Source organism: Paraburkholderia sp. BR14320 (assembly GCF_040948665.1).
Classification (GTDB): domain Bacteria; phylum Pseudomonadota; class Gammaproteobacteria; order Burkholderiales; family Burkholderiaceae; genus Paraburkholderia; species Paraburkholderia youngii.
Genome location: NZ_JBFPKG010000062.1, coordinates 16,713 through 40,415, shown reverse-complemented (window position 1 = coordinate 40,415; position 23,703 = coordinate 16,713). Strand labels below are relative to the sequence as shown.

The 23,703-nt window shown below is 64.6% G+C and carries 28 protein-coding genes; 5 read left to right on the top strand and 23 right to left on the bottom strand.

Annotation, left to right across the window (positions count from 1 at the left end; translation table 11 throughout):
* The 4 genes from AB3X89_RS34380 to AB3X89_RS34365 form a co-directional block, all read right to left on the bottom strand.
* Nucleotides 1-1,501, bottom strand: a 1,501-nt coding sequence (locus tag AB3X89_RS34380; RefSeq protein ID WP_368587233.1) for a glucose PTS transporter subunit IIA, incomplete at its 3' end; no start/stop codon positions are given.
* Nucleotides 1,502-1,539: 38 nt separating this feature from the next.
* Nucleotides 1,540-2,556 (bottom strand): SIS domain-containing protein, encoded by a 1,017-nt coding sequence (locus AB3X89_RS34375; protein WP_368587232.1) that lies wholly within the window; start codon nt 2,554-2,556, stop codon nt 1,540-1,542.
* A complete protein-coding gene (nagA, locus tag AB3X89_RS34370; RefSeq protein ID WP_368587231.1) occupies nt 2,540-3,643 on the bottom strand; it encodes an N-acetylglucosamine-6-phosphate deacetylase in 1,104 nt (367 codons plus the stop codon). The genes AB3X89_RS34375 and nagA overlap by 17 nt, the downstream gene beginning before the upstream one ends.
* A gap of 75 nt (nt 3,644-3,718) precedes the next feature.
* Entirely contained in the window at nt 3,719-4,453 is a 735-nt protein-coding gene (locus AB3X89_RS34365; protein WP_013088293.1) for a GntR family transcriptional regulator, read from the bottom strand.
* 367 nt (nt 4,454-4,820) lie between these two features.
* Between AB3X89_RS34365 and AB3X89_RS34360 the strand changes: the two genes are divergently transcribed.
* Nucleotides 4,821-5,747 carry a GNAT family N-acetyltransferase gene (locus AB3X89_RS34360; RefSeq protein ID WP_368587230.1) on the top strand — a complete coding sequence of 309 codons (927 nt, stop codon included), beginning with the start codon at nt 4,821-4,823 and terminating at the stop codon, nt 5,745-5,747.
* A 76-nt stretch (nt 5,748-5,823) separates the two neighbouring features.
* Here AB3X89_RS34360 and AB3X89_RS34355 read toward each other — a convergent pair whose 3' ends face one another.
* The gene (locus AB3X89_RS34355) at nt 5,824-6,636 is read right to left on the bottom strand and encodes a MetQ/NlpA family ABC transporter substrate-binding protein (RefSeq protein ID WP_368587229.1); all 813 of its coding nucleotides are present in this window, start codon (nt 6,634-6,636) and stop codon (nt 5,824-5,826) included.
* 271 nt (nt 6,637-6,907) lie between these two features.
* On the opposite strand from AB3X89_RS34355, the gene AB3X89_RS34350 reads away from it, so the two are divergent.
* On the top strand, nt 6,908-7,198 hold the full coding sequence (locus AB3X89_RS34350; RefSeq protein ID WP_368587228.1) for a YciI family protein: 291 nt from the start codon (nt 6,908-6,910) through the stop codon (nt 7,196-7,198).
* Between the two features lie 76 nt (nt 7,199-7,274).
* On the opposite strand, the gene AB3X89_RS34345 is transcribed toward AB3X89_RS34350, so the two are convergent.
* Genes AB3X89_RS34345 through AB3X89_RS34325 form a run of 5 tightly spaced genes read right to left on the bottom strand, consistent with a single transcriptional unit; the run spans nt 7,275 to nt 11,406 of the window.
* Complete coding sequence (locus AB3X89_RS34345; RefSeq protein WP_368587227.1) at nt 7,275-7,904, bottom strand: SCO family protein; 630 nt, start codon at nt 7,902-7,904, stop codon at nt 7,275-7,277.
* A 4-nt stretch (nt 7,905-7,908) separates the two neighbouring features.
* Nucleotides 7,909-8,814: a heme o synthase gene (gene cyoE, locus AB3X89_RS34340; RefSeq protein ID WP_176136911.1), complete on the bottom strand. Its 906-nt coding sequence runs from the start codon at nt 8,812-8,814 to the stop codon at nt 7,909-7,911.
* Between the two features lie 5 nt (nt 8,815-8,819).
* Complete coding sequence (locus AB3X89_RS34335) at nt 8,820-9,929, bottom strand: heme A synthase (protein ID WP_368587226.1); 1,110 nt, start codon at nt 9,927-9,929, stop codon at nt 8,820-8,822.
* A 22-nt stretch (nt 9,930-9,951) separates the two neighbouring features.
* Nucleotides 9,952-10,638, bottom strand: coding sequence for an SCO family protein (locus AB3X89_RS34330; RefSeq protein WP_368587225.1), 687 nt, complete (start codon nt 10,636-10,638; stop codon nt 9,952-9,954).
* 51 nt (nt 10,639-10,689) lie between these two features.
* Complete coding sequence (locus AB3X89_RS34325; protein WP_368587224.1) at nt 10,690-11,406, bottom strand: SURF1 family protein; 717 nt, start codon at nt 11,404-11,406, stop codon at nt 10,690-10,692.
* 111 nt (nt 11,407-11,517) lie between these two features.
* Between AB3X89_RS34325 and AB3X89_RS34320 the strand changes: the two genes are divergently transcribed.
* Entirely contained in the window at nt 11,518-11,727 is a 210-nt protein-coding gene (locus AB3X89_RS34320; RefSeq protein WP_008921867.1) for a twin transmembrane helix small protein, read from the top strand.
* Between the two features lie 189 nt (nt 11,728-11,916).
* Here the strand turns inward: AB3X89_RS34320 and AB3X89_RS34315 are convergent, their stop codons facing one another.
* From AB3X89_RS34315 to AB3X89_RS34280, 8 genes are all read right to left on the bottom strand, one after another.
* Complete coding sequence (locus AB3X89_RS34315) at nt 11,917-12,774, bottom strand: cytochrome c oxidase subunit 3 (RefSeq protein WP_176109649.1); 858 nt, start codon at nt 12,772-12,774, stop codon at nt 11,917-11,919.
* Between the two features lie 125 nt (nt 12,775-12,899).
* On the bottom strand, nt 12,900-13,109 hold the full coding sequence (locus tag AB3X89_RS34310; RefSeq protein WP_018419310.1) for a DUF2970 domain-containing protein: 210 nt from the start codon (nt 13,107-13,109) through the stop codon (nt 12,900-12,902).
* 50 nt (nt 13,110-13,159) lie between these two features.
* The gene (locus AB3X89_RS34305) at nt 13,160-13,786 is read right to left on the bottom strand and encodes a cytochrome c oxidase assembly protein (protein ID WP_368587223.1); all 627 of its coding nucleotides are present in this window, start codon (nt 13,784-13,786) and stop codon (nt 13,160-13,162) included.
* 42 nt (nt 13,787-13,828) lie between these two features.
* A complete protein-coding gene (locus tag AB3X89_RS34300; RefSeq protein WP_368587222.1) occupies nt 13,829-13,963 on the bottom strand; it encodes a cytochrome oxidase small assembly protein in 135 nt (44 codons plus the stop codon).
* A gap of 125 nt (nt 13,964-14,088) precedes the next feature.
* Nucleotides 14,089-15,702, bottom strand: a complete 1,614-nt coding sequence (gene ctaD, locus AB3X89_RS34295; RefSeq protein ID WP_368587221.1) for a cytochrome c oxidase subunit I — start codon at nt 15,700-15,702, stop codon at nt 14,089-14,091.
* A 44-nt stretch (nt 15,703-15,746) separates the two neighbouring features.
* The gene (coxB, locus tag AB3X89_RS34290; protein WP_368587220.1) at nt 15,747-17,384 is read right to left on the bottom strand and encodes a cytochrome c oxidase subunit II; all 1,638 of its coding nucleotides are present in this window, start codon (nt 17,382-17,384) and stop codon (nt 15,747-15,749) included.
* 64 nt (nt 17,385-17,448) lie between these two features.
* Nucleotides 17,449-17,925 carry a DUF2244 domain-containing protein gene (locus AB3X89_RS34285; protein WP_368587219.1) on the bottom strand — a complete coding sequence of 159 codons (477 nt, stop codon included), beginning with the start codon at nt 17,923-17,925 and terminating at the stop codon, nt 17,449-17,451.
* A gap of 395 nt (nt 17,926-18,320) precedes the next feature.
* Nucleotides 18,321-19,286: a methyltransferase domain-containing protein gene (locus AB3X89_RS34280; protein ID WP_368587218.1), complete on the bottom strand. Its 966-nt coding sequence runs from the start codon at nt 19,284-19,286 to the stop codon at nt 18,321-18,323.
* Nucleotides 19,287-19,368: 82 nt separating this feature from the next.
* On the opposite strand from AB3X89_RS34280, the gene AB3X89_RS34275 reads away from it, so the two are divergent.
* A complete protein-coding gene (locus tag AB3X89_RS34275; RefSeq protein ID WP_368587217.1) occupies nt 19,369-20,154 on the top strand; it encodes a phosphoribosyltransferase family protein in 786 nt (261 codons plus the stop codon).
* Nucleotides 20,155-20,172: 18 nt separating this feature from the next.
* The gene (gene trmL / locus AB3X89_RS34270) at nt 20,173-20,643 is read left to right on the top strand and encodes a tRNA (uridine(34)/cytosine(34)/5-carboxymethylaminomethyluridine(34)-2'-O)-methyltransferase TrmL (protein WP_368587216.1); all 471 of its coding nucleotides are present in this window, start codon (nt 20,173-20,175) and stop codon (nt 20,641-20,643) included.
* Here the strand turns inward: trmL and AB3X89_RS34265 are convergent.
* From AB3X89_RS34265 to AB3X89_RS34245, 5 genes are all read right to left on the bottom strand, one after another.
* Nucleotides 20,616-21,170: an O-acetyl-ADP-ribose deacetylase gene (locus AB3X89_RS34265; protein ID WP_368587215.1), complete on the bottom strand. Its 555-nt coding sequence runs from the start codon at nt 21,168-21,170 to the stop codon at nt 20,616-20,618. The two genes, trmL and AB3X89_RS34265, sit on opposite strands and share 28 nt — an antisense overlap.
* Before the next feature lie 97 nt (nt 21,171-21,267).
* Nucleotides 21,268-22,266 carry an NAD(P)H-dependent glycerol-3-phosphate dehydrogenase gene (locus AB3X89_RS34260; protein ID WP_368587214.1) on the bottom strand — a complete coding sequence of 333 codons (999 nt, stop codon included), beginning with the start codon at nt 22,264-22,266 and terminating at the stop codon, nt 21,268-21,270.
* A gap of 22 nt (nt 22,267-22,288) precedes the next feature.
* On the bottom strand, nt 22,289-22,768 hold the full coding sequence (gene secB / locus AB3X89_RS34255) for a protein-export chaperone SecB (protein WP_176109659.1): 480 nt from the start codon (nt 22,766-22,768) through the stop codon (nt 22,289-22,291).
* A gap of 149 nt (nt 22,769-22,917) precedes the next feature.
* Complete coding sequence (grxC, locus tag AB3X89_RS34250; protein WP_013088272.1) at nt 22,918-23,178, bottom strand: glutaredoxin 3; 261 nt, start codon at nt 23,176-23,178, stop codon at nt 22,918-22,920.
* Nucleotides 23,175-23,600 (bottom strand): rhodanese-like domain-containing protein, encoded by a 426-nt coding sequence (locus tag AB3X89_RS34245; RefSeq protein ID WP_368587213.1) that lies wholly within the window; start codon nt 23,598-23,600, stop codon nt 23,175-23,177. Before AB3X89_RS34245 ends, grxC begins: the two co-directional genes overlap by 4 nt.
* Between the last annotated feature and the right edge of the window lie 103 nt (nt 23,601-23,703).

Below are 23,703 nucleotides of genomic sequence, written 5' to 3'. Positions count from 1 at the left end.
GTGCGAACGCAGCCGCCTCGCCGACCGCGACCAGCGCCGGGATGCCCGCCTGACGCGCGAGAATCGCCGCGTGCGAGGTCGCGCCGCCGCGCGCCATCACGAGCGCGGTCACACGCGTGCGATCGAGCGACGACAGATCCGACGGCGTGAATTCGTCGGCCGCGAGCACTGCCTCGTCCGGCAGCGTGCGGGCCGCGCTGCTCGTGTAGCCGAGCGCGCGCTGCACGCGCTTTTCAATGTCGCGCAGATCGGCGGCCCGCTCGGCGAGCAGTGCGTCTTCGACATTACTCAGGATGTCTATTTGCGCGCGGATCGCCTCGCGCCACGCAAAACCCGCGCTCTTGCCGAGGCTGATCAGATCGCGCGCGGCGTCGAGCAGCGTCGGATCTTCGAGCAGCACGCGATGCACCGCGAAAATCCCCGCCTCGCCGACCGAGCCGCGTTGCGACGCATCGCGCACGATCGTGTCGAGATCGGCGTCGACGGTCGCGATCGCCTTGTCGAGCAGACGGCTCTCCGCCGCCGACGTGCCGCTCGCCTGCTCCGGCGGATCGACGTCCGCGTCGTCCCAGCGCACCAGCTTGCCGACCGCGACGCCCGGCGCCGCGCATACGCCAGCGAGCGTATTCGGCGCGAGCGGCTCGCCCGCGGCGGGCGTGGCAACCACGCTCGCCGGTGCTGTCGCCGGCCGCGCGGGTTTCTGTTCCACCTCACCGTGCGCTTCGCGCGTCAGTTCATCGGCGATCGCATCGACCGCCGCCTGCGCCTGCGGACCGACGCCGAGCAACTCGACGCTCGCGCCTTCGCCGGCACCGAGTCCGAGCAGACCCACGACGCTTTCGATCGGCGCCTTGCGTCCGTCGTAGCGCACTTCGACGCGCGCGTCGAAGCCACGCGCCGCTTCGCGCGCACGCGCCGCGGGCCGCGCATGCAGACCGCCCGCGTGCGTCAGCGTGATCTGCCGGCGCGCTTCGTCCATCACCTGCGCGGCGCACGCCTCGCGCACCGCGTCATGGCTGACGCCTTCGCGCGCACGCAGCACCAGCAGCGGCGTTTCGGCTGCCTTGACGTGACCGTCCGGCGCCCGCTCGATGATTTCGAACGCTTCCGAATTCGCAATCGCGACCACCGACACGAGGCTCGGCGCATTCAGCGCGACCTGATCCTGATCGAACTCGATCAGCACGTCACCGGCGCGCACCTTTGCGCCCTGCGCGACCATCGGCGCAAAGCCCTTGCCGTTCAACACGACCGTGTCGATACCGATATGCAGCAGAATCTGCGCGCCTTCGGCGCTCTCGAGCGTCACCGCGTGGCCGGTGCGCGCGAGATGCGTGACGACGCCGTCGCACGGCGCGACGAGCCGCCCCTCGAGCGGATCGACGCCGATGCCGTCGCCGAACATGCCACCCGCAAACACCGGGTCCGGCACCTTCGCGAGCGGCACGACCGGGCCGGTCAGCGGTGCAAGCAAAACAATGTGATCTTCGGAATGGCTCATCAGGTTGGACTTCTCGACACGTCGCATCGTCGTTCTCGTCAGTGAGTTTCGGTGACTTTATTCAGATGGCGTGGCGCGTCCGGATTGCGCCCGCGCGCGGCGGCAAGATCCGCGGCCATCACGTAAAAGGACAGGATGGCGGCGATCGGATCGAGCGCCGCGTGTGCGGTAGCGACGAGCGGCAGCGAAGCGTCCGCGACGTCGTCGGGTGCCGCGAGCAGCACGCGCGCGCCGCGCACGCGCATGTCGTGCGCGAGTTGCAGCAGACCCGCCTGCTCCGGCCCGCGCGGTGCGAACACGAGCAGCGGATAGTCGCGATCGATCAGTTCCATCGGACCATGACGCACTTCCGCGCTCGAAAACGCTTCGGCCTGGATGCCGGAAGTTTCCTTCAGCTTCAGCGCGGCCTCCTGCGCGATCGCGAGGCCAAGGCCGCGGCCGATCACGATCATCCGCTCGATGCCGCGCAACTCGTTGACGGCCATCGACCAGTCGAGCCGGCCCGCGCGTTCCAGCGCGTCGGGCAGCGTATTTAGTCCAGCGAGCAACTCGGCGTCGTTCTGCCAATGTGCGACCAGCTGCGCGGAGATCGACAGCATCGCGATGTAGCTCTTGGTCGCCGCGACGCTCAGTTCGGGACCGGCGACGAGCGGCAGATGCCACTCGCAGGCGTCGGTAAGCGGTGAGTTCGGTGCGTTGACGGCGGCGACCGTCAGCGCGCCGGCTGCACGCAACGCGTTCATCGTGCCGACGAGGTCGGGGCTCTTGCCCGATTGCGAAAACGCGAGCGCAAGCTGATCGCGCCCCTGCAGCGGCGCCTGCTGCAGCGTCGCGACCGACATCGGCAGCGACGCGACCGGCACGCCCAAGCGGCTCATCGTCAGCGATGCAAAGTAACTGGCGGCGTGGTCGGAGCTGCCGCGCGCGACGGTCAGCGCGACATGGCGCGGCTGTTGCGCGAGCTTCGCGGCGAGCGCCGCGACGCGCGAGGTGTCCTTGAGCTGCTCGGCGACCGTTGCGGCGGACGCGAGCGCTTCTTTAAGCATATTCGACAATGGCTTCTCCTTCGACGTAGGTTGCGCACAGCGCCAGCTCGCGGTCGAAGACGACCACGTCGGCCCACGCACCCCGCGCGATGCGGCCGCGGTCTTCGATGCCGAGATAGTCGGCGGCGTAGCGCGACAAACGGTGGGATACATCGGCGATCGGCAGGCCGATCGAGACAAGATTGCGCAGCGCCTGATCCATCGTCAGCGTGCTGCCCGCGAGCGTGCCGTCGGCCAAACGTACGCCGCCGAGACACTTGGTCACGTGCTGGCTGCCGAGGCGGTACTCGCCGTCGGGCATGCCGGTCGCCGACGTGCTGTCCGTCACCACATACAGGCGCGGTATTGCGCGCAGCGCGGTGCGGATCGCACCCGGATGCACGTGCAGCAGGTCGGGAATGATTTCGGCGTACTCGGCGTGCGCGAGCGCTGCGCCGACGAGGCCAGGGTTGCGGTGATGCAGCGGCGACATCGCGTTGAACAGATGCGTGAAGCCGCACGCGCCGTGCTTGAGCGCGGCGACCGCGTCGTCGTAGGTGCCGAGCGAATGGCCGAGCTGCACGCGCACGCCGCGCGCCGCCATCTCGGAGATGATCTCCATGTGGCCGGCGATCTCGGGCGCCAGCGTGACGACGCGGATCGGCGCGATCGACAGATACTTGAGCACCTCGTCCAACACCGCCGATACCGCCGCGTCGGGCTGCGCGCCGAGCTTGCCGGGGTTGATATACGGTCCTTCCAGATGCACGCCGAGCACACGCGCGCAGCCCGGCGTGCGCACCCGCGTGACGGTGCCGAGCCCGGCGACGACGTTCATCAGTTCGTCGCGGGGCGCGGTCATCGTCGTGGCGAGCAGGCTCGTGGTGCCGTAGCGAGCATGCGTGCGCGTGATCGTTTCGATCGCGTCGCCGGCTTCCATCACGTCGGCGCCGCCGCCGCCATGCACGTGCAGATCGATGAAGCCGGGCAGGATGTACGGCGCGTCGTTCGTCGACGGATCGACCCGCTCGCCTGACAGCGCCGTGATGCGGCCGTTTTCGTATTCGAGCGTGCCGTGGATCCACCCTTCGGTGGTGAGTATGTTTCCGGTCAGCATGAGTCTCTCTGGTGCGTGATGCGTATGCGGCAAAAATGCGTTCGCCGGACCTGCGGCCTATGCGGCCCTCGCAATTCAGGTGCGCAATTCAGCGACGAAGTCGTAGTAGTCGTCGCGGCAATAGGTGTCGGTCAGCTCGATCGCGCGCTGATCCGCGCTGTAGCCGATACGGGTAATGACCAGCAGTGCGGTGCGCGGTTCGATGTCCATCAGCGCGGCGATTTCGCTCGACGCGTTGACCGCGCGGAAGTGCTGCAGCGCGCGCACCACAGCCGCGCCGCGTTGCTCGAGATAGCTGTACAGCGAGTCGCCGATCACGAGCGGATCGGGCACGATCGCGACCGGCAGCGCCGAATGCTCGACCGCCATCACGATGCCGTCCGCACGCCGCAGCCGCCGCAGGCTCGCGACAGCCGCTCCCGGCGACAGGCCGAGGTGCAGCAGCTCGTCGCGATTGGCAGCGCGCACGTCGCGTTCGAGCCAGACTGAATCCGGGCGAAAACCGCGCTGCTGCATCTTCTTCGTGAAGCCGGTGAGACGCGACAGCGGGTCTTCGACGCGCGGCGTGATAAAGCTACCGGCGCCGCGCGAGCGCCGGATCAGCCCCTGCTCGACCAGCAGTTCGATCGCCTTGCGCGCGGTGATGCGCGATACGCCGATCGCGTCGGACAGTGTGCGCTCGGAAGGCAGAGCCTCGCCGGCCGACCAGACGCCACAATGGATCGCCGTCGCCAGGTTGCGCGCGAGCTGCAGGTAGAGCGGCGTGACGTTGCGCACGTCAGGCATCAATGCGGACCAGCGAGTTTCCATGGGGCTCCAAGGACGCCGCGAGCAGCACGGCCTCGAAAAATGAGAGCCCATTATATAACCAACATAATACCAGTCAACGGACTGGTACCATGCCGGTCGATACCACCGGAAAGCCTTATCAGGTAAGGCTCAGAGGCAGTTTTGCGGGCTGATGAGAAAGGGATTCGCAGACCAGGACTTTCCCGGATCGGACCAACTGGCGATACCAGCGAGCGGCGAACGGCCTTTAGTGGTATCAAAACACGCTCAATGATCAATACCTGTTTAATACCACTTGGCGCGTGGCTGCGATGGACTGGCTTTGTAAATAAGGGTCGTGCCGATATAGTGCGCTGTACCGACCACAAAAAGTTTCGGGGAGCCGTCCTTGACTGATTCCGAGGCGCTGCGGCGCGCTCAGGCCGTCCGCCATTTCAATCGCTTCTATACCCAGTGCATCGGCGCCCTGCACGAGCATCTGGCGCGAAGCGAGTTCTCGCTGACGGAAGTGCGCGTGCTGCACGAGCTATCGCGTGCCCGTGCGCAGACCGCATCGGTGCTCGGGCGCGCGCTCGGGCTCGATAGTGGCTATCTGAGCCGCTTGCTGACCAGTTTCGAGCGACGCAACCTGATCTCGCGCCGCCCGTCCGACACCGACGCGCGCCAGTCGCTGATCGCGCTCACCGAGCACGGCCACGCAACCTACGCGCCGCTCGACGCCGCCGCCATCCACGAAGCACTCGGCCTGCTCGACAAACTCAGCGCGCTATCGCAGGAGCAGTTGATCGCCGCGATGAAGCTGATTGAGCGGCTGCTCGGCGACCAGCCGAAGCATGAGCTCGTGGTGCTGCGTCAGCCGCGCGCCGGCGAATGCGGCTGGCTCGTGCATCGGCAGGCGCAGTGGTTCGCCGCGCAATACGGTTGGGATCACACGTTCGAGGGCTTGCTCGCGCGCGTCGTCGCCGAGTACGCGCAGCGCAACGACCCAGTGCGCGAGAAGTGCTGGATCGCCGAACAGGAAGGTCTGGTGGTCGGCTCGGTTTGCCTCGTCGGAGTCTCGACGACGGTCGCGGGCATACGCCTGCTGTGGGTCGAACCGGACGTGCGGCGGCTCGGCATCGGCACGCAGCTGATCAGCGAATGCGTGCGCTTCGCGCGGCGCGCGGGCTACACGAAGCTGACGCTGACCACCGCGAGCGCATTGGCGGAGCCGCGGCGGCTCTGCGAGCGCGCTGGGTTCAAGCTGGCCGACGGCGCGACGCAGCGCCGCTTCGGCCACGATCTGATGATCGAAAGGTGGGAGTTGGAGCTATAAAAAAGCACGCGCCTGTGCGGCGCGTGCTTTTCTCGATGCTATGCGACTGCGCGTATGATCGCGCCGAACGCGTCGCTTAGAACGACGGCACCATCGAGCCCTTGAACTGCGTCTTGATGAACTGGCGCACGTCTTCCGACTGATACGCGGCGACCAGCTTCTTCACCCACGGCTGATCCTTGTCCTTCGTGCGCACGGCGATCAGGTTCGCGTACGGGCTGTGGATGTCTTCGAGCGCGATCGCGTCCTTGGTCGGCTGCAGGCCAGCGGCCAGCGCGAAGTTCGTGTTGATGACGGCGGCATCGACGTCGGCGAGCGAACGCGGCAGTTGCGCGGCGTCGAGCTCGACGAACTTGATCTTCTTCGGATTGTCGACGACGTCGAGCGGCGTCGCGTTGTTGCCGCCCGTGGCCGCGCCGTCCTTCAGCTTGATCAGGCCTTGCGCCTGCAGCAACAGCAGCGCGCGATTTTCGTTCGACGGATCGTTCGGCACCGCGACCTTCGCGCCTTGCGGCAGGTCCTTCAGCGAATTCAGCTTCTTCGAGTACGCGCCGAGCGGCGAGATGTACGTGAGGCCCGCGTTGACGAGCTTGTAGCCGCGTTGCTTGATCTGGCTATCGAGGTACGGCTGGTGCTGGAAACTGTTGGCGTCGAGGTCGCCGGCGTCGAGCGCGGCGTTCGGCTGGATGTAGTCGTTGAACTCGACGACCTTTACGTTCAGGCCTTCGCGCTTCGCAACCTTGGTGACGACTTCCCAGATCTGCGCGTCCGGACCGCCGATCGTGCCGACCTTGATGACCTTGTCGTCGGCGTGCGCGCCGAAGCTGGTGAGGATCGCCGCGCCGGCGACGACTGCGGTGAGGGCTTTGAGGATATTTCTGCGCTGCATGTGTTTCTCGCTGTTGCGGTTCGACTTTTTGAGTCGATGGCTCCGATGGATGCCGGAGTCGGATGAAAATGGGCGGCGCTCCGGTTCGTGCCGGTGCGCCGTCGGCCAAGCCCAAAATTGTTTCATACGAGCGGCAAGTTGGAAAATACCCTTAGCGCATATGGATATGCATAGCGCGAGCGCGCTGGCTAGCGCGACGCAAAACCGCAGCTAACCGATAATCTGGAGCCGTGGCCTCGCACGGCCCACTCAACCGCCACTGAGAACGACCATGTATCTAATCAACCTGATCTACACCGCCCCGCTCGATCGCATCGACGACGCGCTCGACGCGCATCGCGCGTTTCTCGCAACGCAGTTCGACGCGGGCATCTTCGTCGCGGCCGGCCCGAAAGTGCCGCGCGACGGCGGCATCATCATCGCGGTGGGTATAGAGCGCGACAGGCTGGATCGCATTCTCGCGAGCGATCCGTTCGCCGAGCAACAGCTCGCGCGCTACGAGGTGACGGAGTTCAAGGCAACGCGTGTCGCGCCGGGGCTGAATCTGCCGACGCCGGTTTGAGCGCGAGTTGCGAAGAGGAGATCGATGCGGGGACGCGTGAGCGGCGTCGCGATAAAAAAGCCGCCTGCGATGCGCGTCAATCGAGCAGAAGCTTGAAGTCGTGCACCCACGGCGTCGCGCCCTGACCATCGCGCGCGAACAGACGCAGCTTGCCGTCCGTGTCGAACACATAGCTCGCGGCCGTGTGGTCCATCGTGTAGCTGTCGGGCGTCTTGCCCGGTACCTTCGCGTAGTAGACGCGGAAGTCTTTCGCGAGCTTCGCCAGCTGCTCTTCGCTGGCAGGACGCAAGCCCACGAAGCTCGTATTGAACGCCGGCACGTATTGCGCGAGCAACTGCGGCGTATCGCGCTCGGGGTCGAGCGTGACGAACAGCACCTGCACCCTCTTCGCGGCTTCCGGACCGAGTTGCTGCAACGCCTGTGACAGCTCGGCCATCGTCGTCGGGCAGACGTCGGGGCAATGCGTATAGCCGAAGAACAGCACGACGACCTTGCCTTTGTAGTCGGCAAGCGTGCGAATCTTGCCGGACGTGTCGGGCAATGAGAAATCGCTGGCGAATTGTGTATTGCCGGTGATGTCGAGATTCGTAAAAGCCGGCGGCTGCTTGCCGCAACCGGTCATCAGCAGTGTGCCGCCCAGCGCCGCGCCGAGCGCGCAAGCGATCACAGCGGCGCGCGCGACGCGCGCAAAGCGGTTGTTGAGCATGGTGTTACGCGCCGATTACGACGCGCGCATAGTGGTCGATCAGCAGCGCGGCGAACAGCAGCGACAGATAGACGATCGAATAACGGAAGGTTTTGCGCGCGAGCTCGTCTGAATACTCCCGGTAGATCTTCCACGCATACGCGAGAAACACGGCGCCAAGCAGCACCGCCGCCGCGAGATACACGACGCCGCTCATGCCGGAGATGAACGGCATCAGCGTGACCGCGAACAGAATGACCGTGTAGAGCAGGATATGCAGGCGCGTGTACTTTTCGCCGTGCGTGTTCGGCAGCATCGGCAGGCCGGCGTTTTCGTAGTCTTTGCGGCGATACAGCGCGAGCGCCCAGAAATGCGGCGGCGTCCATACGAAGATGATCAGCACGAGGATCCATGCGTCGCCGGGCACGTGGCCCGTGACCGCTGCCCAGCCGAGCGCCGGCGGCATCGCGCCCGACGCGCCGCCGATCACGATGTTCTGCGGCGTGGCCGGCTTCAGCAGCAGCGTATAGATGACCGCATAGCCGACGAACGTGGCGAGCGTCAGCCACATGGTCAGCGGATTGGCGAACGTGTACAGCGTCCACATGCCGAGGCCGCCGAGCACGGCCGAGAACAGCAGGATTTGCGGGGTAGTGATTTCGCCGCGCGCCGACGGACGCCACGACGTGCGGCGCATTTTCGCGTCGATCTGCTGCTCGACGAGGCAATTGATCGCGAACGCGGCGCCGGCCAGCAGCCAGATGCCGACGGTGCCGCCGATCAGGACGGTCCACGGCACCATGCCCGGCGTCGACAGGAACATGCCGATGACCGCGCAGAATACCGCGAGCTGCGTAACACGCGGCTTGGTCAGTGCGAGATATTGGGAGACCCGGCTGCCGGGCGATTGGGAGAGTGTTGTGCTGTCCATGTGAGTCACGCTGGCGCGGCTTCGCGCGCAGGGATCGCAGCGCGGCCGGGACGGCTATAAGCGATCCGAAAGTTTAACATAACGAGCAATAGCAGCAGGATCGCGGCCCCGCCGTTATGGGCGACCGCGATCGGCAATGGCCATTGCAGCACGATGTTCGACAAGCCGGTGATGAACTGGATCAGCACCACCAGCAGCACGCCGTTGGCGGGTCGCCGCAGCGACTCGAAACGGCGCATCTTCACCGCGAACCACACCAGATACGCGATCACGGCGAACGCGAACGTGCGATGCGTCCAGTGAATCGCGACCAGCGCATCCTGCGTGATCACGTCGCCGTCGCCGGTCATGCCGAGCGCGCGCCACAGATGAAAGCCGTGCGCGAAGTCCATCGGCGGAATCCATTGGCCGTTGCAGGTCGGGAAGTCGGTGCACGCGAGCACCGCGTAGTTCGTGCTGACCCAGCCGCCCAGCGCAATCTGCAGTACCAGCAGACCAAGACCCGCGAGCGCCGCCGCGCGCCAGCGCGCGGCCTCCGGCTCGTAGGCGGGCAGCGGCGTCAAGCGCGCCGCGAGCCAGCCGAGCGTGCCGAGCAGCGCGAGGCCGAGCAGCAGATGCGTGGTCACGATGATCGGCTGCAGCTTCATCGTCACGGTCCACGCGCCGAAGGCGCCCTGCACGACGATCAGGAGCAGCAGCGAAGTCGGCCACCACGGTGACACATGCAGCGGACGACGCTTGATGCGCGCCGTCCACGCGATGACCGTTTGCGCGATGATCAGCACGCCGATCGCCATCGCGAAGTAGCGGTGGATCATTTCGATCCACGCCTTCGTCATGCTGACGGGGCCGCTCGGCATCGCCTGGTAGGCGGCGGAAATCGCCGCGTGCGCGATGAACGGCGACGACGTGCCGTAACAGCCGGGCCAGTCCGGGCAGCCGAGGCCCGAATCCGTGAGGCGCGTGAAGCCGCCGAACATCACGAGGTCGAGCGTCAGGAAGGTGGTGAGCCAGACCAGCTTGCGGAATTTGTTGTCGTCGGCCTTGACCCATACGTAGGACAGCGGCAGCAACGCGATACACAAGCCGATCAGGCCCAGTTGCAATACGAACATCTCATTTACCCAGGTTGCGGCTTCAGCCGATGGTCGACCACTTGAGCAGCTTGGTCAGGTCGCCCTTGATCTTGCTCGGGTTCGCGTCTTTCGGAAAACGCATCATCAGATTGCCGTTCGGATCGACCAGGTAAATGTGGTCGGTGATCTGCGTGCCGGTGTCGGCGGGCAGCCACGCGGCAACCTGCGCCGGATCGGCGATCAGCATGTCGGTGTTGGGGTAGGCGGTTTGTATCACATCGGCGACCTTGTCCGCATCGGTGCGCAGCCACACCTCCACGACGCGCTCGCGTTCCGGGCCCTGCGCTGCGCGGATTTGTCGCATGAAGTACAGCTTTGTCACGCAAGCTTTGTCGCACGCGCTGTTGTCGACCGAGATCATCAGCCAGCGGCCGTGCAGCGACGCGAGCTTCAGCGGCTTACCGTCCTCGCCGGTCACCACGAGCGAGTCGGGGATCGGCCGTTGCGGGTCGATCAGCGTGCCGTAGTTCGTGCTACCGCCGGTCGGCTTGATGACGTAGTACATGAAGTACGAGATCGCGATCGGCGCCGCGCAGATCACCGCGAGGAGCAGCAGCACCCAGCGGCCGCGCCGCCACGAACCCGGGCCGTTCGGTTGGCCGGGCATCGGCCTGGCCGCGGCGGGTTTGCCGGTGGGTTTGTCAGCGGGTTTGCCAACTTCCGGCGAACGGGGAGTATGAGTCGACACTACAGAACCTCTTTCAATGTTTGAACGGCGGCGAGCCGTGCCTTGCGTTCTTCACGCGCCCGGCGCGTGTTCTTTTTTGCCCGCGCGGCGCGCCGCATACAGACCGAACGCGAGCGCAGCGGCGGCCATGCCCCACCACTGCAGCATGTAGCCGTAGTTGCGTTCGACGCCGGTGGTCGGCGCGGGCCAGTCGCGCACCAGGCCGTCGTGGGCGTCGCCGATCTGCTGGATCACGAACGATTGCAGCGGCAAACCGGTTTCCGCGGCGTACGCGGCGACATCGAGATTCTGCCGGATCAGGTGATGCGCGGCCGATCCGCCCTCGCCGAGCTCGAACGCGCGTGACGCGTCGGCTCGCGCAATCCCTTCGATCTCGACCTCGCCCGACGGCGTCGTATACGGCGCGATGGTCTCGCGATTGCTCAGGTTGCGCGGCAGCCAGCCGCGATTAACGAGTACATAGCCGCCGTCGGCGAGTTTAAAAGGCATCACGACGTAAAAGCCCGGCTGATCGTTATACGGACGGTTATCGAGGTACACGACCTTGTCCGCGACGAAACTGCCGCGCGCCTTCACGCGATGAAACTCGACGTCTTTCAGCGCGAGCGGCGTCGCGCTGACGGGCAGCGCGGGCGCGTTCTCGAACTGCGTGATGCGCGCCTCGAGCGCTTCCTTCTGATGCGCGCGATCGCGCTGCCAGAAACCGAGCCGCACCGTCACGACGACGACCAGCAGGATCAGCAGCACGGGAATCAGGCGAAACTTCATTGCAGGTACTCCGTCATCGCGTGCAGGGCCGCCGGGAACCTGCGGCAGACGCCCGCGCGCGGTGCGATAATGAGTGTCTTGCCACTGCGCTTTCCGGTTTCAGTTGGTTCCATGCACATTATCGTTCCCATCGCCTTTGCTCTGATCATCGCCAGCATGGTGTCGGCGCTGTATTTCATGATGCACGACAAAGGCAAGACCAAGCGGATGGTCTGGTCGCTCGCCACGCGGGTGGGCCTGTCGATCTCGCTGTTCCTGTTCATCCTGTTCGCACACTGGATGGGCTGGATTCAGTCGACCGGGATTCCGTACGGGCGCTGACGCTCGCGGATAAGTCGCCGGCGCAATGCGTCGGCGGCAAAATTTTCCCGCCACCAAACAAAACGCCGCCCTGACAGGTCGAGGGCGGCGCCGCATTCATCCTTGCATACTGCTCGTGCGCGCCGCCTGACAGGTGTTGCGCACGTCCCGCGCCTGCGCCGACGTGCGGCGCGCGCGGGTCTGACTGCATTACAGCCAGTACACGACGACGTACAGACCGAGCCACACGACGTCGACGAAGTGCCAGTACCAAGCCGCGCCTTCGAACGCGAAGTGATGTTCCGGCGTGAAGTGACCACGAATCAGGCGCGCCAGCACGACGGCGAGCATCGTGCCGCCGAGGAACACGTGAAAGCCGTGGAAGCCGGTCAGCAGGAAGAACGTCGAACCGTAAATGCCCGAAGCCAGCGTCAGGTTCAGCTCGTGGTATGCATGGAAGTATTCGAAACCCTGCAGGAACAGGAAGCACACGCCCAGCACGAGGGTCGCCGCGAGCCACGCGATCGCCTTCTTACGATGGTTGTCGCGCAATGCGTGGTGCGACACCGTCAGCGTCGCACCCGACGACAGCAGCAGCGCCGTGTTGATGGTCGGCACCGGCCACGGCTGCATCGACTTGTAGGTGCCCACGAGTTCGGCCGGGCCGTTGTTCGGCCACACCGCCGTGAAGTCCGGCCAGATCAGCTTGTAGTCGAGGCTGCCCAACTGATGCATCGCGATTTCGCGAGCATAGAACAGCGCGCCGAAGAATGCGCCGAAGAACATCACTTCGGAGAAGATGAACCAGCTCATGCTCCAGCGGTACGAGCGGTCGACGTTCTTGCCATACATGCCGCCTTCCGACTCGGCGATCGCGTCGCCAAACCAGTGCCACAGCGTAAAGAGCAGCCACAGCAGACCGATGAGCACGCCGAGCGGCGCCCACGTGTGGTCATTGATCCAGGCCGCAAGCGATCCGAGCATGACCAGCAACCCGGTAGCGGCGCTGATCGGATGCCGCGACGGATGCGGTACGAAATAGTACGGGCTCTCGTTTTGACCGCTCATTCTTGATTCTCCACTTCAGTCCAGTTGTTCCGGAATCTCCGGCTGTATCTTCGGCGGCGCGTCGATACCGCACCGCTTCTCTCTAATTCGTGGGCTCTTCTGTGCTGCTGTGCCCTGCTACTGCCTCAACCGACCACGAGGCGCACGACCAGAATCAGTACCCCGATCAGAACGGCCGCACCGATCAGCGCCGCCACGATCACATGCAGCGGGTTCAGCTGCGTCGCGTCCGCCTCGAGATCGCGGCGCTTGCGCACGCCGAAAAACGACCAGAACACCGCGCGCATCGACTGACCGAAACTGCTCTTGCGCGGACTGCCGCCGTTATCGTTCATCTCGCTTCGTCTTCCTTCGTTCGTCCGCGGCTCGCGCCGTCCAAGCTGCTTCAGGCCGGCTTCGCGGGAGTGGCTGCGGCGTTGTTCACTGCATTCCCCTTCGGCGCCGCGTCATCCGCGCTTGCCGCCGCCGGCGTGTTCAACTCGAAAAACGTGTACGACAGCGTGATCGTCTTCACGTCCTTCGGCAACTTCGGGTCGACCACGAACACCACTGGCATCCGCTTCGTTTCGTTCGCGTTCAACGTCTGCTGCGTGAAACAGAAACACTCGATCTTCCTGAAGTACTCGGTCGCCTGCTTCGGCGCGTAGCTCGGAATCGCCTGCGCACGGATCGTGCGCGACTGCTCGTTGCTGACGTCGTACATGACGGTCGTCACTTCCCCCGGATGCACGTCCAGACTGCGCTGCTCCGGCTTGAAACCCAACAGGCCGCGCGCGTTCGCATCGAATTCGATCGAAATCGTGCGGCTCATGTCGACCTGCGTATTCCTCGCCTCGCGCGCCGAAACGTCGCGCTGCACGAGGTTGTTCACGCCCGTGATCTGGCAGATCGCGCGATACATCGGCACCAGCGCGAAACCGAAACCGAACATCATCAAAGCGACGACGAACAGCTTGATCAGCATGGAACGGTTGAAAGAGCGGTCGGCCTCGGCCGGCGGTTGCGTCGACATCTGAATCCTCAACAAACCTGCATACGGACTGCGACTGCGGTGTTAGCTGAACCAGCACTGCTTCAGAATGATGCTCGCGAAAAACACCGCGGCGATTGCGAACATCACCAACCCTATGCGCCTGTTGCCCGTGAGAATCTGCTCCGGCGTACGTCTTTCCTGTGGATTGCGCGTCATGCTCGACTTTCTGAATACGGTTCTTGACTGGTGAGACCGCCCGACTGCAGCCGCCTCGCGAAGCGCCCGGTCCCGGTAGCGGCATGTGTCGCGCCGCCGGAACCCGGCACTTCGCCGGATGACGCTTATTCGACGGTAGGCGGATGCTCGAACGTGTGGAACGGAGCCGGGCTCGGCACGGTCCACTCGAGGCCCGTTGCGCCGTCCCACGGCTTATCGCCCGCTTCGACGAGCTCACCGCCACCACGGTAAGCCGGCAGCGCCACCGCGAACAGGAAGTAGACCTGCGACAAACCGAAGCCGAATGCGCCGATCGAGATCACCTGGTTCCAGTCGGTGAACTGTGCCGGGTAGTCCGCATAGCGACGCGGCATGCCCGCGAGACCGACGAAGTGCATCGGCAGGAACGCGAGGTTGAAGAAGAACATCGACGCCCAGAAGTGGATCTTGCCGCGCGTTTCGTTGTACATCCAGCCGGTCCACTTCGGTGCCCAGTAGTACCACCCGGAGAACAGCGCGAACAGTGACCCCGCCACCAGCACGTAGTGGAAGTGCGCGACCACGAAATAAGTGCCGTGATACTGGATGTCGAGTGGTGCCATCGCGAGCATCAGACCCGACAGGCCACCGAACGTGAACACGATCAGGAAGCCCACCGCGAACAGCATTGGCGTTTCGAACGACAGCGCACCGCGCCACATCGTCGCGACCCAGTTGAACACCTTCACGCCGGTCGGCACCGCGATCAGCATCGTCGCGTACATGAAGAACAGCTGGCCCGTCACCGGCATGCCGGTCACGAACATGTGGTGCGCCCAGACCATGAACGACAGGATCGCGATCGACGCGGTTGCGTACACCATCGAGCTATAGCCGAACAGCGGCTTGCGCGAGAACGCCGGAATCACCTGCGAGACGATCCCGAACGCCGGCAAGATCATGATGTACACCTCGGGGTGGCCGAAGAACCAGAAGATGTGCTGGTACATGACCGGGTCGCCGCCGCCTGCCGCATTGAAGAACGACGTGCCGAAGTGACGGTCGAACAGCACCATCGTGATCGCGCCCGCGAGAACCGGCATCACCGCGATCAGCAGGTACGCGGTGATCAGCCACGTCCAGACGAACATCGGCATCTTCATCAGCGTGAGGCCGGGTGCGCGCATGTTCAGGATCGTCACGACGATGTTGATACCGCCCATGATCGACGACGCGCCCATCAGGTGGACCGCGAAAATCGCGAAGTCCATGCCCGGGCCCATCTGCGTGGACAGCGGTGCGTACAGCGTCCAGCCCGCGGCGGTCGCGCCGCCCGGCGAGAAGAACGAGCCGACCAGCAGGACCGCCGCGACCGGCAGCAGCCAGAAGCTGAAGTTGTTCATCCGCGCGAAAGCCATGTCCGATGCGCCGATCTGCAGCGGCACCATCCAGTTCGCGAAGCCGACGAACGCCGGCATGATCGCGCCGAACACCATGATCAGCCCGTGCATGGTGGTCAACTGGTTGAAGAACTCAGGACGCATGATCTGCAGGCCCGGCTCGAACAGTTCGGCACGGATCATCAGCGCCATCACGCCCCCGGACAGGAACATGGTGAACGAGAAGATCAGGTACAGCGTACCGATGTCCTTGTGGTTGGTGGCGAATAGCCACCGGCGCCAGCCGTGCGGCGTCTCGTGGGCATGGTCGCCGTGCACGTGCTCGTGGCCCGCGACTACATCGTGTCCGATGCTAGACATGAATATCTCCTAAAGCGAATTCTGCGGTGCTGACCATGAACACGTCAGGCTGCCGGGCTGATCTGAACGCGCCGGGCTTCCTTCGCGTCGGTGCCGCCGGTGATCGTCTCCGGCTTCTTCAAAATAATATGGTCTTCGGCAATGCCGGCTGCTTTCAGTGCGTCGCGAACGGCCTCGGCACGACTCTTCGCGAGCTTCGCGTTGACGTCGGCGGAGCCGGTTGCGTCGGTGAAGCCCGACAGCGTGAATTTCGCGTCCGGATGCGCTTTCGCGTAGGCCGCGGCCGCGTCGACCGCTGCTTTCGCGTCGGCCGGCAGCGTGCTCTTGCCGGTCTCAAAGTAGACGCTCGCCGGCAGAGTGGCCTCGGCGCTATTCGCAGCCGCCGCGCCTGCGTCAGTGCCCGACGCTTCAGCCGGCGCCGAAGCCGCTTCCGCACCCGATGCCGCCGCCGCGCCGCTTGCCGCGGCACCCGCCTCGGCCAGATGGTTGCCGCCTTCGGGCAGCTTGCCGTTGCGCGCGTCGGCGACCTGCTTCGGCTGCAGGATGTCGCCCGTGTGGTTGCCCCAGGAGTTACGTTCGTACGTGATCACCGAAGCGATTTCGACGTCGTTCAGCGTCGGCGCCCACGAAGGCATCGCGTTCTTGCCCTTCAGCACGAGGCTCACGTGCTGACCGATCGGACCGTTGGCGATCTTGCTGCCGTCGAGCGCCGGGAATGCGCCCGCGCCCTTGCCGGTCGGCTGGTGGCAGACTGCGCAGTTCGCCGCGTAGACCTTGCCGCCGCGCTCCATCAGCTCGGCCATCGCGTAGGTCTTGTTCGGATCGTCCTGGCCGGCGGCCATTTTCTTCTTCTCAGTGTCGACCCACTTGGCGTAGTCGTCGTCAGACAGAACTTCGACGACGACCGGCATGAACGCGTGTTCCTTGCCGCACAGCTCAGTACAAAAGCCGCGGAACGTGCCGGTGCGGTCAGCCTTGAACCACGTGTCGCGCACGAAGCCGGGGATCGCGTCCTGCTTCACGCCGAAGGCCGGCACATACCAGGAGTGGACCACGTCGTTGGCGGTGGTGATGATGCGGATTTTCTTGTTGACCGGCACCACGAGCGGGTTGTCGACCTCCTGCAGATACAGCGTGGAGATCGGCTCGCGGCCTTCGGTTTGCGCGCGCGGCGTGGCAAGCGTGGACAGGAAACCGATGCCCTCGCCCGGACCCTTCACGTAGTCGTAGCCCCACTTCCACTGGTAGCCGGTGACTTTGATCGTGAGGTCGGCGTTCGAGGTGTCCTTCATCGCGACGACGGCCTTGGTGGCGGGCAGCGCCATCAACACGACGATGATGAACGGCACGATCGTCCAGATGATTTCGACGGTGGTGCTTTCGTGGAAATTGGCTGCCTGGTGGCCCTTCGATTTGCGGTGCGCGAAGATCGAATAGAACATCACACCGAATACACCGACGAAAATGACGGTGCAAAGGAGCAGCATGAACATGTGGAGGTCGAACAGCTCCTGAGCGATTCGCGATGCAGGCGGCTGGAGATTGATCGCGTTGACGGCAGGGCCGCCCGGAGCATCGCCCACTGCCAGGGCGGCACCGGCGAAAAGCAGTCCGCTCGTCGCCAGCACGCTCATGAGCGCTCGCTTGATTGTTTTCATAGCTTCCTTACCCAAATTTTCCATTCAAACCCCTCGACCCCGCTGGCAGCGTGTCGCGCCCCCTTGAACGCCGCGCGTCCGGCACCATCTAACAACGTGCCAGCCACATACGCAGTTCGCCTGCGAACTGCGCGCGCCGATTTTGCGCGAGATGTTGCCCGATCATGATCGTCTGCCCGCGCGAGACCAGCTTGATCAGATCGCGCGGCGTTGCGCCCGGCTCTATCCGCACCCAGCGCGGATTGAATTCGAACTGCGTAATCTGCTCGGCGCTGACCTGCTCGATCACGAGCCGGTTCGGAAACAACCGGATGCGCTCGTAATCGACAGCATGACGCGCATATATTGCAAACGCGATACCTACCGCCAGCAACTCGATTCCGGTGAACGGCAACACCAGCCAGGCACCGACCAGAACCAGCATGAATGCAATTGCCAACGAGAACAACGCAAGCGACACGTACAGACAGACGAACTGCCGCGGCGATATCGAACAGTTGCGCTTCATGGTCCAGTCCCTGAGGACCGGCTCTGAATCCGCCAGCAGATGATCTGATGCGCCCATCGCTGCCTCCTGCGAATCGTCGCGTCCGGCCTGCCTTCTTTTACTTCCGGATGCATTTCGCGGCCGCCGCTCGTGTCACTGTTTACAGCATCACTCGCGACCGCGACAACCCCTACCGCATCACTTCATTTTGCAGCCCTGCGCCTCGGGCTTGCCACCCCAAATGTGGGAACGTCGGGCGACAAACTGACGCATTATAGGCGCGATCCATAGCATCGACAAGCAAGCCCCGATCGGCCCGCAAGCCCGGCGCGACAAGCCTTCGCGCCATTTTGCCCGGCATTTTGCGGCTCTTTCGAAGGGCAAATCCCAGGCATAACGGATGTCCTCTTTACCGCTTTTGCAACAGGTCAACCGCACCGTCGGCAAGCAGTTGATGACCGCGCCGCAATCTGCTACCCACGCTTGCCCGGACCTCGTCCGATGTCCTCGAGCCGCACGATGCCATGTCCTTCGGCCGTGGTGCGCGGCACGGCTTTCCATGCGTGTCCGTAGATCACCTCGAAGGTCAGCGCGATCGTGCCGTCGGCACCCCGGCGCGCTTCGAGCGCGGCGAGCAGGGCTTCGTACAACCGACGCGCGAGCGCGCCGTCATGCGCATCGCGCTCGAACGGGTATGCGCCCCAGCGGCGAACGTCCGCGAGCAGCGACTCGGGCGACTTGTAGGTGATCGTCAGCGTCTCCTGGTCCATCACTGGAATCTCGAAGCCGGCCTCGACGAGCATGTCGCCGAGATCATGCATGTCGACGAAGTCGATCACATGCTTGCGCGACGCGACGCCGTGCGCGGCCTCGATCTCGGCGTAGGCGCCGCGCAATTCCTTTAGCGTGTCGGGGCCGAGCGTGCTGAACATCAGCAGACCGTTGACCTTCAACACCCGCTGCCATTCGGGAAAGACCAGATCGGGCCGCGAATGCCAGTGCAGCGCAAGGTTGGACCAGATGAATTCGAATGCGCCGGCCGTGAATGGCAGCGCGGAGAAATCGGCTTGCGCGAAGCGCGGGCCACGCGCGCCGAGCGCCTTGCCGAGCGAGGCGGGAAGAAAGCGTCGCCAACTGGTGTCGCCGGCATCGTGACGCAGCGCGCGGCGCAGCATGCCGTGCGACAGGTCGGCGCCGAACACCGGCGCCTCGGGAAAGCGCGTGCGCAATGCGGGGATGTCTTCGCCCGCGCCGCAACCGGCATCGAGCACGCTCGAGGGCGCCACCTTGATGTAATCGAGACGCTCGCGCATGCGCTGCGCGATCTCGCGCGGCAGGAATGCAACCTCGTCGAAGGTAGCGGCGCGACGGTCGAAAATACGCCTGAGGCGCCGTGAATCGTAGGCCGGACGGCCAGATTGAGCGGATGTTGGGGACATGTGTGTCGTGCTGGCGTGAGCTCGAAGTATACTCGTTCGTTCCCCACCATTCAGCGTGAACGGCATTCAGCGGCACTCACTCGTGCGATTCCAGTCTTTTTCTTCGTCGTGTCGAAATCAGGTCGCGCGTTTTGCGCGCGGTCTGCATTCGGCATGGCCGCGCGCTTTGAACGTCGCGCTGCCGAACCTGTGCGCGTTATGCGGCAATATGTCGCATAAGACGTTGTGCGACGGGTGCGACGCGGCCTACTGGAACGAGAACCGCCTGCGCTGCACCGTTTGCGCGGTGCCGTTGCCGGCGTCACGCTGGGCCGCTCAGGCGCGGTATCGCTGCGCGGATTGCGCGGCCGAGCCGCCGCCGTTCGACGCCAGCTTCGCGCTCGCCGACTATCGCGCGCCGCTGGATACCCTCGCGGTCGGCCTGAAATTCCGCGCCCGGCTGATGCTTGCGCGCGATTTCGCGCAACGTCTCGAGCGGCTTGCTCAGGACAACTGGCATGACGCGGCCGAGCGGCCCGATGTGATTGCACCAGTCCCGCTCGCCGGTCGCCGGCTGGCCGAGCGCGGCTATAACCAGGCCTGGCAGATCGCGCGGCCGCTCGCCCGGGCGCTCGGCGTGCGCAGCGATGCGACGCTGCTCGAACGAACGCAAAACACCGCGCCGCAATCGCGCCTCGATCTCGATGCGCGTCGGCACAACGTCGGCCGCGCGTTTCGGGTCGCGCGCCCGGTGCGCGGCCTGCACGTCGGCATCGTCGACGACGTGATGACGAGCGGCGCGACGCTCGAAGCGCTCGCGCACACGCTGAAGGACGCCGGCGCGTGGCGGGTCACGAACTTCGTCGCGCTGCGCACTCCGAAAAACTAGCTTTTACGTGGTCCCCTTATGTTCAACGTCGTTCTCGTAGAACCCGAAATTCCGCCCAACACCGGCAACGTGATTCGCCTGTGCGCGAATACCGGCGCCCAGCTGCATCTGATCGAGCCGCTCGGCTTCCCTCTCGACGACACCAAGATGCGGCGCGCCGGCCTCGACTATCACGAGTACGCGGAAATGAACGTGCACGCCGATTGGGACGCGTTCATCGTCAAAGAAACACCCGACCCGTCGCGCATGTTCGCGTTCACCACGCGCGGCTCGGGGCGCTTTCACGACCACGCGTTTCAACCGGGCGACTGGTTCGTGTTCGGCGCCGAAACGCGCGGCCTGCCCGACACGGTGCTCGAGCGCTTTGCGAACGAACAGCGCGTGCGTCTGCCGATGCGTCCTGGCAATCGCAGTCTGAATCTGTCGAATACGGTGGCGGTCGTGGTGTTCGAAGCGTGGCGTCAGGCCGGCTTCGAGGGCGGCGCCTGACGGCGTTCGAGCTCGACCGCGTAGCGCGCGAACATCGCGTCGTCGAAGCACGCGAACGTCACGTGCTTCACGTGGGGTGTGCGCGGCAATGTGTCGAGCACGGTTCCGACCGCGATGCTGACCGCATCGTCGGCGGGGAAACGGTAGATGCCGCAACTGATCGCGGGAAACGCGATGCTCGTGCACTGCTTCTCGCGCGCGACTTCGAGCGAGCGCTGATAGCACGATGCGAGCAGGTCGGCTTCGCCATGCGCGCCGCCGCGCCACACTGGACCGACCGCATGGATCACATGCTTCGCGGGCAGCCGATAGCCGGCGGTGATTTTGGCGTCGCCGGTCGCGCAGCCGCCGAGCGTTTCGCATTCGCGCAGCAACTCCTTGCCGGCCGCGCGATGAATCGCGCCATCCACGCCGCCGCCGCCGAGCAGCGAAGTATTCGCGGCATTGACGATCGCATCGACGGCGAGCGTCGTGATATCGACCACGCGCGCTTCGAGCGTGCCGTGACTGAGATTGAAGGTGGGCATGGAAACCTCGCTGACCCGAGTCTCGATAACGAAGTGGACAGCCAAGTGAGGCAGCCGTTCAACGCGAATATGCGCTAAACGGCTGAAAGAAAAGACTTTATTCGGCCTTCGAATCGCGCCGCAGCAGCGCGCTGACCGCATCGCGCGGCGCCACGCCGTCGAACAGCACCGCGCAGACCGCTTGGGTGATCGGCATTTCGATTGCGTGGGCGCGCGCGATCGAAAGGACCGCCTTCGCGCAGCGCACGCCTTCGGCCACATGACCGAGGCCGCCGAGGATGTCGTCGAGCGTGCGGCCGGTGGCGAGCTGCAGGCCCACGGTGCGGTTGCGCGATAGATCACCGGTCGCGGTCAGAATCAGATCGCCGAGCCCGGTCAGCCCGGTAAAGGTTTCCGCGCGCCCACCGAGCGTCACGCCAAGACGCGACATTTCGGCGAGTCCGCGGGTGATCAGCGCCGCGCGTGCATTGAGGCCGAGGCCGAGGCCATCGGCGATGCCCGTCGCGATGGCGAGCACGTTTTTCACCGCGCCGCCCACTTCGACGCCGACGACGTCGTCGCCGGTATAGATGCGCATCGCGCCGTGATGGAACGCCGCGACCGTGCGTTCGCGGCACGCCGCCGACGAACTCGCAATCGTCAACGCAACCGGCAGTCCCTGCCCGACTTCGCGCGCGAAGCTCGGCCCGGACAATACGCCGTTGCTCGCATGCTCGGGCAATTCCGCCGCGACCGCCTGATGCGGCAACAACTGCGAATCCGCCTCGAAACCCTTGCACAGCCACACGATATGCGCGGGCACCTTGCCGGCATCGCGCATCGCGCGCAACAGACCGCGCAGGCCAGCCACCGGCGTCGCGACCACGCACAGCGCAGCGTCGGCGAGCGCGTGATCGAGCGCCGCGCCGAGATCCGCTTCGTAGCGAAGCGCGCGCGGCAACGCAACGCCCGCGAGATAGCGGGCGTTTTCATGCGAAGTGGAAAGCTCGGCGATGAGCGCGGACTCGCGCGCCCACAACACCGTGTCGTGCCTTAAGGCCAGATGGCCGGCGAGGGCGGTGCCCCAGGCGCCAGCGCCGAGAACGGCGACCTTCATAGCCGGCACTGCCTGCGGCGCCTTAATGCGTGACGCCGCTTTGCGCCGCGCCGTCGCCCTGCTGGGCCGCGCTCATTTGCGCGAGACGCTGCTCGTACAGCGCCTGGAAGTTGATCTCGGCGAGGTGGATCGGCGGGAAACCGGCGCGGGTGATCGCGTCGGCGATGTTGGAACGCAGGTACGGGAACAGGATGGTCGGGCAGGCGATGCCAACGAGCGGATCGATCTGCTCGGCAGGAATGTTGCGAATGTCAAAAATGCCGGCCTGTTTCGCTTCGATCAGGAACGCGACCTTGTCCGACACCTTGGCCGTAACCGTGCCCGTCACGAGGATTTCGAACACGGATTCTGCGAGGCGCTCGGCCTTCACGTCGACTTCGACTTCGACCGACGGCATTTCCTGCTCGAGGAAGATTGCCGGCGAATTCGGCTGCTCGAGCGACATGTCCTTCAGATAGATGCGCTGGATGTTGAAGAACGGCTGGTTATTCTCGTCGGACATGATGGTGATTCCTGATAGGTATGCGTGGCGGCGGCCGATGCACGCATGGGCCGCCAGATTATTGCGCCGGCTCGCCGGCTCCACGAGGAGCGCGCACGCGCCGGCTTATCGAGTGGTCCGCCCGCTCGCGCGGCGCGAAACGCGCGAACTCAGGCTGCTTCGAGCAGCGGCGTCAGACCGCCCGCGCGATCGAGCGCGGAAAGGTCATCATAGCCGCCGACATGCGTCTCGCCGATGAACACCTGCGGCACCGTGCGACGACCGGTCCGGGTCATCATCTCCTCACGACGGGCCGGGTCTTTATCGATCAGTACTTTCTCAACGTGCTCGACGCCGCGCGACTTTAAAAGACGCTCGGCCATCTGGCAATACGGGCACACCTGGGTGCTGTACATGATCACTTTGTTCACTTGGCTGCTCCTTGTTTCACAACCGGCATACCGGCTTTCTGCCAGGCGTCGACGCCGCCCTCGAGAACATGGACTTCCGCGTATCCCGCTTCCTGCACGATACGCGCAGCCTTGTTCGACTGCTGGCCGGTCTGGCATACCAGCAGCACCGGGTTGCTCTTGTTCTTCGCGAGTTGCGCAACTTTCGCCTGCAACTCCGCGAATTCGAAATGCCGTGCCGAGGGCAGGTGCCCCTTGGCGTAATCGGCGGACGACCGCAGATCGATGACCGCCGCGTTGCGCCGGTTGATCAGTTGGGTGGCTTCAGCGGCCGACAGGCCGCCACGTCCACGCCGACTGATGGTCGGCCACAGCAGCAACCCACCGGAGATAAGGACGATTGCGATCAGGACAAGGTTTGTGTATTCGGTGAAAAACTTCACGGAAGATCCGCCGGAAAGAGAGAAATCGAAAAGGTCAACCCGAGCATTATAAAATAACCGTTTGACGCGATGGCGATGCGCCGCCGAAGGCGCCGCACAGCGC

Coding starts and splice junctions, on each gene's coding strand:
- AB3X89_RS34265 (WP_368587215.1), bottom strand. CDS start 21,170: ATGCCCACCTTCAATCTCAGTCACGGCACGCTCGAAGCGCGCGTGGTC.
- AB3X89_RS34310 (WP_018419310.1), bottom strand. CDS start 13,109: ATGAACGATAACGGCGGCAGTCCGCGCAAGAGCAGTTTCGGTCAGTCG.
- AB3X89_RS34300 (WP_368587222.1), bottom strand. CDS start 13,963: ATGACGCGCAATCCACAGGAAAGACGTACGCCGGAGCAGATTCTCACG.
- AB3X89_RS34315 (WP_176109649.1), bottom strand. CDS start 12,774: ATGAGCGGTCAAAACGAGAGCCCGTACTATTTCGTACCGCATCCGTCG.
- ctaD (WP_368587221.1), bottom strand. CDS start 15,702: ATGTCTAGCATCGGACACGATGTAGTCGCGGGCCACGAGCACGTGCAC.
- trmL (WP_368587216.1), top strand. CDS start 20,173: ATGTTCAACGTCGTTCTCGTAGAACCCGAAATTCCGCCCAACACCGGC.
- AB3X89_RS34355 (WP_368587229.1), bottom strand. CDS start 6,636: ATGCAGCGCAGAAATATCCTCAAAGCCCTCACCGCAGTCGTCGCCGGC.
- AB3X89_RS34350 (WP_368587228.1), top strand. CDS start 6,908: ATGTATCTAATCAACCTGATCTACACCGCCCCGCTCGATCGCATCGAC.
- AB3X89_RS34345 (WP_368587227.1), bottom strand. CDS start 7,904: ATGCTCAACAACCGCTTTGCGCGCGTCGCGCGCGCCGCTGTGATCGCT.
- AB3X89_RS34305 (WP_368587223.1), bottom strand. CDS start 13,786: ATGTCGACGCAACCGCCGGCCGAGGCCGACCGCTCTTTCAACCGTTCC.
- nagA (WP_368587231.1), bottom strand. CDS start 3,643: ATGCTGACCGGAAACATACTCACCACCGAAGGGTGGATCCACGGCACG.
- AB3X89_RS34320 (WP_008921867.1), top strand. CDS start 11,518: ATGCACATTATCGTTCCCATCGCCTTTGCTCTGATCATCGCCAGCATG.
- cyoE (WP_176136911.1), bottom strand. CDS start 8,814: ATGGACAGCACAACACTCTCCCAATCGCCCGGCAGCCGGGTCTCCCAA.
- AB3X89_RS34365 (WP_013088293.1), bottom strand. CDS start 4,453: ATGGAAACTCGCTGGTCCGCATTGATGCCTGACGTGCGCAACGTCACG.
- AB3X89_RS34260 (WP_368587214.1), bottom strand. CDS start 22,266: ATGAAGGTCGCCGTTCTCGGCGCTGGCGCCTGGGGCACCGCCCTCGCC.
- AB3X89_RS34285 (WP_368587219.1), bottom strand. CDS start 17,925: ATGGGCGCATCAGATCATCTGCTGGCGGATTCAGAGCCGGTCCTCAGG.
- coxB (WP_368587220.1), bottom strand. CDS start 17,384: ATGGAAAATTTGGGTAAGGAAGCTATGAAAACAATCAAGCGAGCGCTC.
- AB3X89_RS34325 (WP_368587224.1), bottom strand. CDS start 11,406: ATGAAGTTTCGCCTGATTCCCGTGCTGCTGATCCTGCTGGTCGTCGTC.
- AB3X89_RS34280 (WP_368587218.1), bottom strand. CDS start 19,286: ATGTCCCCAACATCCGCTCAATCTGGCCGTCCGGCCTACGATTCACGG.
- secB (WP_176109659.1), bottom strand. CDS start 22,768: ATGTCCGACGAGAATAACCAGCCGTTCTTCAACATCCAGCGCATCTAT.
- AB3X89_RS34335 (WP_368587226.1), bottom strand. CDS start 9,929: ATGTTCGTATTGCAACTGGGCCTGATCGGCTTGTGTATCGCGTTGCTG.